This is a genomic window from Oceanobacillus sp. HCA-5259 (assembly GCF_037892815.1).
Classification (GTDB): Bacteria; Bacillota; Bacilli; order Bacillales; family Amphibacillaceae; genus Oceanobacillus; species Oceanobacillus indicireducens.
In genome coordinates, this window is the sequence record NZ_JBBKBV010000021.1 from 45099 (window position 1) to 59423 (window position 14325).

The 14325-nt window shown below is 40.9% G+C and carries 11 protein-coding genes, 1 other RNA gene and 1 other annotated feature; of the genes, 5 read left to right on the plus strand and 7 right to left on the minus strand.

The annotated features are described in order from the left end of the window. Positions 1–618: 618 nt before the first annotated feature. Together WKU33_RS12270 and WKU33_RS12275 are read left to right on the plus strand one after the other, a co-directional pair. On the plus strand, positions 619–1911 hold the full coding sequence (locus WKU33_RS12270) for a replication-associated recombination protein A (protein ID WP_188856565.1): 1293 nt from the start codon (positions 619–621) through the stop codon (positions 1909–1911). A gap of 75 nt (positions 1912–1986) precedes the next feature. Further along, positions 1987–2625 (plus strand): RsfA family transcriptional regulator, encoded by a 639-nt coding sequence (locus WKU33_RS12275; RefSeq protein WP_188856566.1) that lies wholly within the window; start codon positions 1987–1989, stop codon positions 2623–2625. 45 nt (positions 2626–2670) lie between these two features. On the opposite strand, the gene ssrS is transcribed toward WKU33_RS12275, so the two are convergent. The 3 genes from ssrS to hisS form a co-directional block, all read right to left on the minus strand. Further along, positions 2671–2850, minus strand: a non-coding RNA gene (gene ssrS, locus WKU33_RS12280) — 6S RNA. A 75-nt stretch (positions 2851–2925) separates the two neighbouring features. Next, positions 2926–4692, minus strand: a complete 1767-nt coding sequence (gene aspS, locus WKU33_RS12285; RefSeq protein WP_156856263.1) for an aspartate--tRNA ligase — start codon at positions 4690–4692, stop codon at positions 2926–2928. Between the two features lies 1 nt (position 4693). Further along, positions 4694–5977 (minus strand): histidine--tRNA ligase, encoded by a 1284-nt coding sequence (gene hisS / locus WKU33_RS12290; RefSeq protein ID WP_188856568.1) that lies wholly within the window; start codon positions 5975–5977, stop codon positions 4694–4696. A 73-nt stretch (positions 5978–6050) separates the two neighbouring features. Then, positions 6051–6271, minus strand: a binding site (T-box leader). A gap of 257 nt (positions 6272–6528) precedes the next feature. On the opposite strand from hisS, the gene WKU33_RS12295 reads away from it, so the two are divergent. The 3 genes from WKU33_RS12295 (at position 6529) to WKU33_RS12305 (ending at position 8611) form a co-directional block, all read left to right on the plus strand. Then, positions 6529–6795, plus strand: a complete 267-nt coding sequence (locus WKU33_RS12295; RefSeq protein WP_156856265.1) for a hypothetical protein — start codon at positions 6529–6531, stop codon at positions 6793–6795. Positions 6796–6968: 173 nt separating this feature from the next. Next, positions 6969–7277 (plus strand): hypothetical protein, encoded by a 309-nt coding sequence (locus WKU33_RS12300; protein WP_340454854.1) that lies wholly within the window; start codon positions 6969–6971, stop codon positions 7275–7277. A gap of 272 nt (positions 7278–7549) precedes the next feature. Continuing rightward, positions 7550–8611 carry an N-acetylmuramoyl-L-alanine amidase gene (locus WKU33_RS12305; protein WP_188856574.1) on the plus strand — a complete coding sequence of 354 codons (1062 nt, stop codon included), beginning with the start codon at positions 7550–7552 and terminating at the stop codon, positions 8609–8611. Between the two features lie 48 nt (positions 8612–8659). Here the strand turns inward: WKU33_RS12305 and dtd are convergent, their stop codons facing one another. The 4 genes from dtd to recJ form a co-directional block, all read right to left on the minus strand. Next, on the minus strand, positions 8660–9106 hold the full coding sequence (dtd, locus tag WKU33_RS12310) for a D-aminoacyl-tRNA deacylase (RefSeq protein ID WP_156856268.1): 447 nt from the start codon (positions 9104–9106) through the stop codon (positions 8660–8662). 25 nt (positions 9107–9131) lie between these two features. Beyond that, positions 9132–11336, minus strand: a complete 2205-nt coding sequence (locus tag WKU33_RS12315; RefSeq protein ID WP_340454858.1) for a RelA/SpoT family protein — start codon at positions 11334–11336, stop codon at positions 9132–9134. Positions 11337–11542: 206 nt separating this feature from the next. After that, the gene (locus tag WKU33_RS12320; RefSeq protein WP_336251357.1) at positions 11543–12055 is read right to left on the minus strand and encodes an adenine phosphoribosyltransferase; all 513 of its coding nucleotides are present in this window, start codon (positions 12053–12055) and stop codon (positions 11543–11545) included. Next, positions 12045–14325: single-stranded-DNA-specific exonuclease RecJ (gene recJ, locus WKU33_RS12325; RefSeq protein ID WP_340454861.1), on the minus strand; the 2281-nt coding region annotated here is incomplete at its 5' end. The genes recJ and WKU33_RS12320, both read right to left, overlap by 11 nt.

Consider the following 14325-nt stretch of genomic DNA (forward strand, 5'->3'; position numbering starts at 1 on the left):
CAGTGCTCAGTGACTTTAAAGTATATACCTAGACACATCATTTAAATAAATTTTTTCAAAATGACTAGTAATCACTTTCATACAGCGTAAGTGCAACTCTTACCTGGAGGTTCGCAGTCCAGACACCTCTCACTTTCCGCAGGCGGCTGGTGAGCCTCCTCGTACGCTTTGCGTACTGCGGGGTCTCACCTATGCCTTTCCTCCTGCAGGAGTCTCGAGGTGTCTGGACTGCTCCGAGGGAAAGCCCAATTTAGATCACTCTTTATTATTCCACAGATATTATTTCTATCGTGACATGGGACTAGAATAAATGCTATCAATAATAATCATCTTACCAGTTCAGTTGCCCGGTGGACGGTGACTCCTGCGGGAAAAGCACGAGTCTGGAGACCCCGCAGGGCGGTAGCCCGAGGAGGCTCCAGCTGTGCCCGCGGAAAGCATCCGTCCACCGGGCAACTGAACGGCGATTAGAGCGCCTTAATTAGTGAAAGAGCAGACACTTACGCTGTATGAAAGCAATCAGTAGTTTCTTTCGGTTACTTTTAAGGGAGAATTATTAGGATAGCTAACAAATTGATATATCATAAAAAGAATAACGACTAATAAAGGACGGTAGTTATGAAACAACAACCATTAGCACTACGAATGCGACCAACTCATATCAATGAAGTTATTGGCCAGGAACATCTAGTTGGAGAAGGGAAGTTAATCCAACGTATGGTAACAGCGAATATGCTTGCATCCATGATTCTGTTCGGCCCACCAGGTACTGGGAAAACTTCTACTGCGTTTGCCATCGCCAAAACAGCAGGCCTTCAAGTGAGATTATTGAATGCAGTGACACATAAAAAGAAAGATATGGAAATCGTTGTTGAAGAGGCAAAGTTAAGTGGAAATCTTGTACTTATTTTGGATGAAGTCCACCGTTTAGATAAAGCGAAACAGGACTTTCTCCTCCCTCACCTTGAAACAAATCTCATTACGATGATTGGTTGTACAACAAGCAATCCCTATCATTCCATCAACCCGGCTATCCGAAGTAGATGTCATTTATTCGAACTCGAATCCCTGGAACCTGAACATGTAAAAACAGCATTACTTCGGGCAATCGAGGACAAAGAACGTGGATTAGGTGAGATGGACATTGAAATGACTCCGGAAGCGCTCGATCATTTTGCTCAAAGCTCCAACGGGGATATGCGCGCAGCCTTGAATGGTCTAGAACTTGCGGCAATGTCAACTCCACCAAATGCGGATGATGTAATTGTCATTGAACTGGAAGCTGCGGAAGAATGTATGCAGAAGAAAAGTTTTTCCCATGATAAGGGAGGGGATGCGCATTATGATGTGCTCTCAGCATTCCAGAAATCGATCCGCGGGAGCGATGTGAACGCTTCTCTTCATTATTTAGCTAGATTAATTGAAGCAGGCGACTTGGATAGTATCACAAGAAGAATGCTTGTTATCGCGTATGAAGACATTGGGTTAGCTAATCCACAAGCAGGACCACGTGCACTTGCCGCTGTACAGGCCGCGGAAAGAATCGGGTTTCCGGAAGCAAGGATTCCATTAGCTGTTGCAATTGTAGAACTTGCCCTCTCTCCTAAATCCAATACAGCCTACAAAGCTCTCGACGGCGCTCTCGCTGACGTGCGTAGTGGGAAAAGCGGTGACATTCCCTCACACCTAAAAGATAGTCATTATAAAGGTGCAAAAGATTTAGGCAGAGGAATCGAATATAAGTATCCGCATAATTATGACGGGGCATGGGTCGCGCAACAATATTTACCGGACCGGATTAAAAACAAGAGATATTATGAGCCTAAAGATACTGGTAAATTTGAGAAAGCAATGAAACATGTCTATGAAAAAATCGAACGTGAAATGAGTTTTCCAAAGAATGACGTATAAATCTTTTTTCTTGAGGCAATAATAACTAGCAACATGATAATCTATTGTTTTGCCTAGAAAAAGGAGTTGGATAAAATGGCCAAAGTGAGACAAGACGCCTGGTCCCATGAGGATGATCTATTGCTGGCAGAAACCGTGTTGCGGCATATTAGGGAAGGAAGTACACAACTGAATGCGTTTGAAGAAGTTGGGGATAAATTAAACCGGACTTCTGCTGCCTGTGGATTCAGATGGAATGCTGAAGTTCGTAATAAATATATCAATGCGATTGATTTAGCAAAACGGCAACGGAAAGAACTAAAACGAAAGCAAGCAAAACAAAATTTCTCACCTGCTCCGAAACAACCAAATCAAAGCAGGGAAATAGTAGCTGACAGAAAAGTTACGGAAGACATTACATTTGATATGGTTCTCACATTCTTGAATGAAGTAAAACAGGACTACTATGTTTCTAACCAGTCAAAAGCGACAACAGAAGCAGCATTAACAGAAAACGAACAATTAAAAGATGAAATTACGAAGCTTGAGAAGCAATTGAAACAGACGGAAAAACAACTGGAAACAATCCAGGATGATTACCAGACGTTTATTCAGATCATGGACCGGGCGAGAAGAATGACCGTTTTAAAAGATGAACGATCCTTCACCTCCCCGAGTTTCCGAATGGATAAGAATGGAAACCTTGAACAACTAGCTAACCCTTCATCAAACTAAAACCAAAAGCGTAACGGCTATGGCCGTTACGCTTTTTATTATGTACGAGATCCCGATCGTGCCGTCCATTTAAAAGTTTTGATCCCGCTTTTAGCAGGTGGGTGCCCTGTTCCAAACTGCTGATATTGTCTGCAGTAGACGGTATGGCAGGATGGAAACTTCCAGGCTCCCTATCAATTGGTGTTCGGTCAAAATACTTCGTATGGACGCACACATCAGGATTTTTTGATATTCTTTTGATTGTAAATTTATATTAACATAGCTTTTTAGAATTATCAAATGATAACCAAATCGTTTTGATTAATCTTTTTGTTTTCTAAGTTGAATCGATAATTCTTTCAGCTGTTCTTCCGCTACTCCGCCTGGTGCTTCCGTTAATAGATCTGAAGCCGAGGCCGTTTTAGGAAACAGGATTGTATCACGTAAGTTTGAACGGCCGGCAAGCAGCATGATAATCCGGTCAAGCCCTAAAGCAATACCCCCATGTGGAGGTGCACCGTATTCAAGAGCTTCCATTAAGAATCCGAATTGTTCTTGTGCTTCTTCTTCTGAAAAACCAAGAACTTGGAACATTTTTTCCTGAGTTTCTTTTTGATAAATACGGATGGAGCCTCCTCCTAATTCATATCCGTTCAAGACAAGGTCGTACGCGTTCGCACGCACATTCTCAGGTTCTGTCAATAATTTATCGAGCTCACCTTCTACCGGAGAAGTGAATGGGTGGTGTGCTGCGAAGAAACGGTCAAGTTCTTCGTCATACTCAAGCAATGGCCAGTCTGTTACCCATAGGAAATTGTAAATCGACTGATCGATTAAATCCAACTCTTTTCCAAGTTTTAGACGCAATGCACCTAAACTGTCAAAAACAACCTGGTTCTTGTCCGCAACGAATAATAATAAGTCTCCATCTGTAACTTCAACCTCTGTTATCAACTGTGCCTTTTCCTCTTCAGTTAGGAATTTGGCAATTGGTCCTTTTAGCTCTGCTCCTTCCGCTTTCAACCATGCAAGTCCTTTAGCACCGTATACATCAACATATTCAGCCAGCTTATCAATATCTTTTCTGGAGAAATTAGCTGCTTCACCTTTCACGTTCAACAGTCTCACACTTCCTCCATTTTCAATCGCCCCTTTAAACACTTTGAATTCGGATGTTTTGAAAATAGGTGAAGCATCGATAATTTCCATACCGAATCTCGTATCAGGTTTATCCGAACCAAAGCGATTCATCGCATCATCGTACGACATGCGCGGAAACGGTAACGTAATATCAATTCCTTTAACTTCTTTCATAACATATTGCATCATTTTTTCGGTCATCGCCATAATATCATCGCTTGTCTGGAAAGAAGTCTCAATATCAATCTGAGTGAATTCAGGCTGACGATCTGCACGTAAGTCCTCGTCACGGAAACAGCGGGCAATTTGGTAATACTTCTCAAAACCACTCATCATAATTAATTGTTTAAACAGCTGCGGAGATTGTGGCAAGGCGTAAAACTCCCCTGGATGGACCCTGCTTGGCACGAGATAGTCTCGAGCACCTTCTGGAGTACTTTTCGTTAAAATCGGTGTCTCCATTTCAAGGAATCCGTCATTGTTTAAAAAGTTCCGGATTGCCTGTGTTGTTTGGTGACGTAATTTAATCGTTTCCTGCAAGCCCGGACGTCTAAGATCAAGATAGCGATATTTCAACCGTAAATCCTCCGCAACGTCCGTATCATCTTTGATCATAAATGGTGGATTCTTGGATTTATTTAAAATTTCTACAGAAGAAGCAACGACTTCTATTTTCCCGGTTTTCATCAATGAATTGACGGTACTTGCTTCACGTGCGACAACTTTCCCTGAAATCTCCACCACATATTCTGAACGAATTGTATCAGCGATCTGGAGTGCTTCTGCTGATTCATCTGGATTGAATACTACTTGCACAACACCTGATCGGTCACGTAAATCAATAAAAATTAATCCACCAAGGTCGCGGCGCTTTTGCACCCAACCTTTGAGCAGAATTGTTTGACCGATATGCTCTTCATTTATTGTTCCGGCATAAATTCTTGTCATCTTACTTACTACCTCCTGTTAATTTCCCTGTCAGCGTATCAACTATATTTTCCATCGGTAGAACTTGTTGTTCACCCGTAGCCATTTCCTTTACTGTTACCGTATTGTTGCTTACCTCTTCTTCACCAAGGATTAGGACATATTTAGCTTCGTAACGGTCCGCTGCTTTCAATTGGCCTTTCATCTTCCGCATTTGATAGTCTTTATCAACTTGCACACCATTTGCACGCAGGTCATGAACTAGGCGAACAGCTGCTTGTTCCGCTTCCTTACCAACAGCAACGACGTAACAATCTAATTTGTCCGTGTCCGGTATTTCAACCCCTTCAGCTTCAAGGGCCATCAGAAGACGCTCCAAGCCCATTCCAAAACCGATAGCAGGTGTAGTTGGCCCACCGAACTCCTCGATCATTCCGTTGTACCTTCCACCACCAGCAAGTGTTGTTATCGCTCCAAATCCTTTTGCATCACTCATGATTTCAAAAGCCGTATGGTTATAATAATCCAGCCCGCGAACTAAGGTAGGATCTATGACATAGTCAATTCCCATCGCATCTAAGTACCCTTTTACTTCCTCAAAATACGTTTTCGATTCTTCGTTCAAAAAGTCAAGAATCGATGGTGCTGTTCCCATTGCCGGGTGGTCCCGGTCCTTTTTACAATCGAGGACACGTAACGGATTTTGCTCGAGGCGGACTTGACAGTCGGCACATAGCTCTTCTTTATGCGGAGTGAAGTGGTCGATCAATGCTTGACGGTGCTTCTCTCTGCTTTCTTTATCACCTAGGGAATTAATGACAAGCTTCAAGGAAGTTAATCCTAATGATTGATAAACCGTCATTGCTAAATCAATCACTTCCGCATCAATAGCGGGATCCGCACTGCCTAGCGCTTCGATACCGAACTGATTCAATTGACGCATTCTACCCTTTTGCGGGCGCTCATAACGGAACATTTCTGCAAAATAATAAAGTTTAACTGGCTGATTCACATCTCCATACAGCTTATTTTGCACATAGGCCCGGGCGACGCCAGCTGTTCCTTCAGGTCTTAGCGTTAAACTTCTCCCGCCGCGGTCCTCAAACGTGTACATTTCTTTCTGGACAATATCCGTCGTATCACCAACTCCGCGCTGGAACACTTCTGTATGCTCAAAGACAGGAGTACGGATTTCTTTATAATGATATCTCTTACAGATTTCCTTAATTTGTTCTTCAACATATTGCCAAGCTTTGACATCTTTCGGTAAAATATCAACCGTTCCTCGTGGTGCATTCATACTCAACACCATCTCCTCCTTTACTTTCTACAAATTTATTTCCTCGAAAAAATATATAAAAATCCCGTCCCTTATAAAAATAAGGGACGGGATTTTTGCCCGCGTTGCCACCCTAGTTGATGTAAATACATCCGCTCTACACACAGTTAACGCCTGTCTACGTATATCCCTACTCTAATTTTCGGTCTATATCCTCTGGAATGTCTTTCATTGGACTATCGTATAGAAATGCTCTCAGCCAGTGACATCTCTTCTCTGCTTTACCTAGTTTCCAATTACTTTTTCCATCAACGGTATTGTCTATTTATTCGTAGCTTATTTGAATGATTATAATCATAAGCTGTTCCAAGAAAATTGTCAAGAACGATTGTATAAGAACAACATCTTAATTTTTATTTACTGATGTTTTGATCCAGTCCTTCTTCGCGGCCCTCTATAATCGTGTTCCCAATTACGTAAGTCGTCTATTTATATAAGACACTTTCCTATTGTTCATGAAGGTTATTTATAGTACTCTGTAAGTGATTACACATTAAATAACCGGGGGTGGAGATTTAATGAAAAACAACAATGATACTATTTATGAAATTATCGTGCATGCTGTTAATTTGCTCTTGCTCGGATGTATCGGTATTCTCGCCTTTTTCTCTGTGGTAAACATTAGCCCAAACCAAAACCCCACCTCTGACATGATTGCATTTATCACCATTGCTTTCCTGACTGCAATGTGGGCATTCAATTATTGGCTCCAGTTAAAGAGAAAAAAATGGATTCTACCAATAGCCGGAACTGTCCTTTACGTCGCCATCTCTTCCTGGATGTAGGCATACCATTCATATACGACGTTTTTATTAGATAAGCCCGCAACCATCCAGAAAAGCTTTACCACGGATTCCATTACGGAGTGTATTGACACCAGGCCCTTTCACCCCTTCGAACAGGTCATAAAATGTATATTGAAAAGGATTACACTACAAATTACTAGGGTGGAGATTTAATGAGAACTAATGTTACTATTTATGAAATTGTCGTGCATGCTGTCAATTGGCTCTTACTCGGACTGGTTGGTTTTGTTGCATTTGGTCTCTTAATAAATATTAGCGAACCAGGGCCAGTCCCCAACTTTGGAATTATCGATTTCCTATACCTTATTTTTCTCCTAGCAATGTGGGGTCTGAACTATCGGCTCCAACTCAAAATTAGAAAATGGTATCTACCGCTAGTCGGAACCATCCTTTTTATCACCATAGGTTCGGTTGTTCTAGGTGTGGTTGTTCCATTCCTAAATCATATGATTTACCTTTAAATAACACCGCAGCCATTTCTTAACGCCTCAAGACGGATACCAGTACGAATCGTTGTAGCGCCAGGTCCTGTTAAGTTTTTCATGCAACTTAGCATATTTTTGTGCGCAGGGCATCTTGCTGTGCCTGTCTTCCCATTGATTTCTCTGTTATGATGTCTGCAGCAAATTTCAATCGCATTGATTGCTGCACCGTTAGCTTTGCCACTAGCACAAAAATTTATTATACTTTAGAATACTACTATAGACTGTACTTATAGATTGGAGGAACAAATTTGTCTTTCAGAAAGATTATCATCCTCTCTTTCACATTTCTTTTATTACTTACTTCAACGGCTTTTGCAAAAAATGCAATGATCGAAGAAGATAAATTGAATGTCCGAACTGGACCTGGTACAGATTTCGATCGTATCGGACAAGTTAACAGCGGGGATGAATATGAAATCCTTGAAGAAACGGACGAGTGGATAAAAATTCAATATGCCGATTCGGAAGGTTGGATTACAAAAGAGTTTGTGACGATAAATGAAGAGGACGATCCAGTTAAGGAAACAAAAGAAGAGGAGGAAAAATTAGAAGAACCTTCCTTGTCTACTGTGACGATTCAGCAAGATGGAACCCATCTAAGAGAAGAAGCTTCTCCCGGTTCTGATATTGTTGCATTTACCGATAAGGATGAAGAATTTGAAGTTGTCTCGGAAACGGAAAATTGGCTGGAGATTACAAATGATAAGGTATCAGGTTTTGTTCTACGAGATTATATTGAACAAACCGGTAACCGGAACACTAGTCTGCGGGGTAAAACCATTATAATTGATGCGGGACACGGCGGTAGAGATGTCGGAGCAATTGGTATTAGCGGATCCTACGAGAAGGACATTACCTACTTGACGGCTAGAGAGTTGGAAAGGGAATTGACGGCACTTGGAGCAGAAGTCGTTATGACTCGACAGAATGATGAATTCATCCCTCTAGAAAGCCGTTCCAGCTTAGCTAACGTTATCAATACGGATGCTTTCTTAAGTATCCATTACAATAGTTTCCCTGAAGTTCCAAGTGTTTCAGGTATTGAGTCTTTCTATTATCATGATCAATATGAATCGCTTGCAACTTATGTCCATGATGAAATTATTAAGGAAACAAATGAAAAAGATAGAGGAATTTCTAATCAAGATTTATATGTCACCCGCCTAACGTTTAATCCTGGTATATTGCTTGAACTCGGGTTTATATCCAATGAAGAGAGCGATGAGCTATTACATAGCACGGGATATCAAAAGAAAATGGTGACCGGTATTATCAACGGTCTGCAGCGTTATTTCGCAGACACCGAATAACCAAAAAAAGAAGCAGGGATGCAAATTATTACATATCCCTGCTTCTTTTTATTTATCTTTGCTGTCGATTAGGATAGTGACTGGACCGTTGTTGGTTAGGTTAACGTCCATCATAGCACCAAACTCACCGGTTTCTACATGGATACCTTCCTGCCGCAGTGCTTCATTAAAACTTTCGTATAGACGATTAGCCACGTCAGGCTTTGCCGCATGAACGAAACTTGGTCTTCTTCCCTTTCTCGTGTCCGCATATAACGTAAACTGCGAAATTGACAAAATGCTTCCTTCCGCATCTTTTAAAGACAAATTCATTTTTTCATTTTCATCTTCAAATATACGCAAATTGATGATTTTATTCACTAAATAATTAACATCTTGCTCGGTATCCTCATGTGTCACCCCAAGCAATACGACGAGACCGTGATCGATTTCACCTACGACGGAACCATCTATGGTTACGGATGCATTGGTTGTGCGTTGAATTACTGCTTTCATTTCACTATTTCTCCTTACTTTACAACTAGTTGATCGTTCTTGTTACAGAGTATACATCTGGGATTTTCTTTAATCTGCCAACAATTTTTCTTAAATGACCCGTATTTTGAATAAGAATTGTCAAATGAATGACAGCCATTTTATTCTTATCCGTTTGCCCATTCACATGGGTAATATTTGTCTTCATTTCACTTACAGCGTGAAGCACTTCATTAAGCATTCCTTGACGATCATATCCTGAAATTTGCAAATCGACATAGTAATGCTTCGTGTCTGTATAATCGTCTTCCCAAGATACGTCTATAAATCGTTCCTTCGCTTCTTCCGTATCGATATTCGGACAGTCGGCTCGGTGCACGGACACACCCCGTCCTTTCGTAATATAACCTCTGATTTCGTCACCTGGTACAGGGTTACAACATTTCGCTAAACGTACTAATAAGTTTTCTACTCCTTCTACCCGAACACCTGAATCTTTACGATGCGCTCTCTTTTTCGTCTTTTCAGCCGATTCCTCGGAAAGTATCTTTTTAACACTTTCTTCTTTTTCTCTATCTTTCCGTATCGTATCTGTTAACCTTGTAGCTACAAGTGCTGCTGTAATTCCTTGATAGCCGACCGCTGCATAAAGATCTTCTTCATTCGTAAAGCTGAATTTCTCACAAACTCGTTTCAAATTCTCTTCGGTTAATACTTCTTTTGGAAGAATGTCGAGCGCACGGATTTCCCGTTCGACAGCTTCCTTCCCTTTGATAATATTTTCTTCCCGGCGTTGTTTCTTGAAAAACTGTTTGATTCGGCTTTTCGCTTGTGAAGTTTTTGCGATTTTCAACCAATCCTGCGATGGACCATAAGAATGTTTCGAGGTCATCACTTCAACAATATCGCCATTTTTCAATTTATATTCAAGGGGTTCCATTTTTCCGTTAATTTTGGCCCCAATCGTTTTATTACCAATTTCCGTATGGATTTTATAGGCAAAGTCGATTGGCACAGACCCTGAAGGGAGTTCAACCACATCGCCTTTAGGTGTGAAAACATAGACCATATCAGAGAATAAGTCGATTTTTAATGACTCAATAAACTCTTCCGCATCATGGGTTTCGCTTTGCCAATCTAGTATTTCCCGAAACAGAGATAATTTCTCTTCAAATGAACTGCCTGAACCACTCTTCGCCTGTTTACCTTCTTTATATGCCCAATGTGCAGCAATCCCGTACTCTGCAATTTCATGCATTTCCTTTGTCCGGATCTGCACCTCAAGCGGATCACCCTTCGGACCGATAACAGTCGTATGCAAGGATTGATAAAGGTTCTGTTTTGGCATCGCAATATAATCTTTAAATCTTCCAGGCATCGGCTTCCAGTTTGTATGGATAATACCGAGCACAGCATAACAATCTTTAATACTGTCTACAATAATCCGCACAGCGAGCAGATCATAGATTTCATTAAATTGCTTGTTTTGCTTCACCATTTTTTGATAAATACTATATAGATGCTTCGGACGACCGGACATTTCCGCTTCAATATGGACTTCATCCAGTTGAATCGATAATTGCTTGATGACTTCCTCAATATATGTTTCACGCTGTTCTCGCTTCTGTTTCATTAATTGTACGATGCGGTAATATTGCTGCGGGTTTAGGTACCGTAGCGCGGTGTCTTCCAATTCCCATTTAATCGTTGAAATTCCGAGACGGTGAGCAAGCGGGGCAAATATTTCGATTGTTTCATTCGCTTTTTGCCGTTGTTTATGTGGTGGTAAATGCTTCAATGTCCGCATATTATGCAGACGGTCCGCAAGCTTAATGAGAATGACCCGAATGTCTTTTGCCATTGCAACAAACATTTTGCGGTGGTTCTCCGCTTGTAATTCTTCTTTGGACTCGTACTTGATTTTCCCAAGTTTCGTTACACCATCGACAAGCAAAGCAACTTCCTCATTAAACTCTCCTTCAATTTCTTCCAGCGTCGTCTCAGTATCCTCAACGACATCATGTAAAAATCCACCTGCAATGGTCTCCGCATCCATTTGCAGATCAACAAGTATCCAAGCAACCTGGACAGGGTGGACGATATACGGTTCTCCTGACTTTCTAAATTGGCCTTCATGGGATTTTTTTGCATATTCATAGGCGCGTTTAATAAAGGTTAGATCGTCCGTTGATAAATATTCACTTGCCCTGTCCATTAATTGTTCAATTGTTATAACTTCATCTTTTGCCATTTAATCACCTTTATCAACTATCTAAAATTGTTTGACTTATCTGTAGATAAGGAAGTTTCCTTAATAATTATCCTTTTAAATAACTTCCATTATATGCGTTTATTCGTCCACTGTCTATAATTACGGTGAAAAAACAAGAACAAGATCGAATTTGGGGATATATTAGAAGAGGTCTGACCAATATATAGCCAGACCTGATGTGTATATTAGTACGTTATCAAAGATAGAACTTCATATCCTTCTAATTTATCAATGCCATTCAAATAGCTCAACTCAATAAGGAATGCGCAGCCTGCTACTACTCCGCCGAGCTCTTCGACAAGTTTAATTGTTGCTTCGATTGTTCCACCTGTCGCAAGTAAGTCATCTGTAATAAGAACCCGCTGGCCTGATTTAATCGCATCTTTATGGATAGCTAGAACATTCTCACCGTATTCCAGACCGTAGTTTACTTGAATCACTTCACGAGGCAACTTGCCTTTTTTTCGAACAGGTACAAATCCGCGGCCTAGCGCGTAAGAAACAGGGCAGCCTATAATAAATCCTCTTGCTTCCGGACCGACGATAACGTCTACTTCTTTTTCTTTGGCAAACTCAACAATATCATCTACTGCTGCGCGGAATGCATCACCATCAGCCATGAGCGGGGTAATATCCTTAAAAGAAATCCCTTCTTTCGGCCAGTCATCTACAATTTCAATATATTTATTATAATCCATTTATCATTTCCTCCTTGGACTTTTCCGTTTCAAGGTAATTTATATATGGTGTAAACCAGTTTTTAAACTCCTCATAATTGGAGTAATACAATTGCTGTTCAATCTCTAACTGTCGTAACCTTTCCTGATACACATCAGCAGCTTCCAAATCCTTTTTCTCCGGGGTTGGATTGACATGAACTACTCCATTATCCATCCTAACAAATTCAAGCTCGGAAAAAACACGCAGCATGAAAACAATATGTTCTTTAGACCAAGACTTTACTTTCATGATGGACTGGATTTCCCGCTTCATGTCGATTGTTTTACGCTTATGAAACAGTGCATATAACCAGACAAAGTCTTCTCTTGTTGGAAATGTCTTTAAATAGGCACTGTCATTTAATTGGAAACAAGCATAAATATTAACTGGTTGTATCTTCTGGATGAGTTGAATTAAGTCATTCAATCGAGCTGGCAGTGTACACAAAATCAGGTGGGGAACTTTCTGTAATTCCTGGTCTTTCGCTTCATAGCTGATTGTGGGAATAAAGCTATATTCCAGCGGATTTTCCGAAACAGCGATAACTTCTTCATTTGCCAAAAAGCTGAAATCAACATTTTTTCTGCCACGATAATCGAATAGCTGCCATTCCTCTATTCGCATGTCTTGAATCATAATCTGGGGTTTACGGTTGCCATTCCATTCATTGATTCCTAACTCCCCGACTACTTGTAGAGGGGTGTTCGGCGAAATTGCATAATAAAGATTTCCAAATCCAAACCCGATTCCATCCAAAAGCTTTCCATCTTCGCGGAATTGCAATTTTAAATGGTTTTTCTTGCTTCCAATCTGCCTTCCTTCAGCAGGAATATGTTCGATCTTGAAAACAGGTTTCGGATTCCCCATACCATATGGTGCCAAACGTTTGATTTCATCGATTAACCCTTCGTTTATCTCAGCGATTTCCACTTCTCCACTAATTATAATTTCTTCTTTGCAGTCCTCTTCCGTCAGTTGCTCTTTCATATATCCGTCAAGTGCTTCCTGAATTTTTTCAACATTCTCAAGAGGGATTGTCATCCCCGCTGCCTGAGCATGCCCACCGAACTTTGAAAATAGATGGCGAACTTTCATGCAATTCGTGAATAGATCAAAAGCTGGAATACTTCTTGCGGAACCTTTTAATTCATTCGTTTCTGGATTAAAGTTCAATACAATTGCTGGGCGATCAAATTGCTTCACAAGTCTAGAAGCAACAATTCCCAATACACCTTCATTCCAATTTTCCTTATATACAATCATAACACCGAACTTGCTTGGGTCTACCATTTTCTCTGCTTCTTTTCTTATCACTTCTACAATCCGCTGTCTTTCCTGATTCAACTGATCTATTTCTTCAGCGAGTTCTTGGGCTTCCTCTTGGAACTCCGTCAGTAGAAGTTCAACGGCAAGACCGGCATCCTGCAGCCTTCCAACTGCGTTCAAGCGTGGTCCCATTTTAAAACCAACATCTTCTTCTGTCACATTTCCTTCGATTTTGCAGATCTGTTTTAATGCTGAAATTCCCGGTGTATTGCTTATTGTTAATTCTTTCAGTCCGTAATAGGATAGTACTCGGTTTTCATCCGTTAACGAAACTAGATCGGCAATCGTTCCAATCGCTACAAACCCGAGCAGATGTTTCGGAAAAAACCCAAGTAAGTACTGAGCGAACTTGAATGCAACCCCTACTCCAGCCAATTCTTTAAATGGATAATCCTCAGAGAGAGCGGGATGAATAATTGCATAAGCATCAGGGAGTTCATTCTGTGCCTCGTGGTGATCGGTAATAATAAGGTCAACGCCAAGAGCTTTTGCCACATCCGCTTCGTGAACAGCTGTAATTCCATTATCCACCGTAATGATCACTGTAAACCCGTTAGCATAAGCTTGGCGGAAAGCTTCTTCATTCGGTCCATAGCCTTCTGTAAATCGATTTGGTATGTAATAGGAACAATTTGCTCCAAGCTCTTCCAAAGCCTTAATGAGAACAGCTGTAGAAGTGACACCATCTGCATCATAGTCACCGTAAACTAAAATCTTTTCATTTTGTTCAATTGCTTCTCTTACACGCGTGGCTGCCTTATCCATCCATTGGATCTTTTCAGGTGGATGAACATCGTCCAAAGATGGGAATAAAAACTTTTCCGCTTCCCTAGACGAGCGAATCCCCCGTTGCAGCAATAGTTTTTCAACAACAGGAGAAAGTTTAAAAGATATATCATTTATTAATTTTGCATCAGATTCA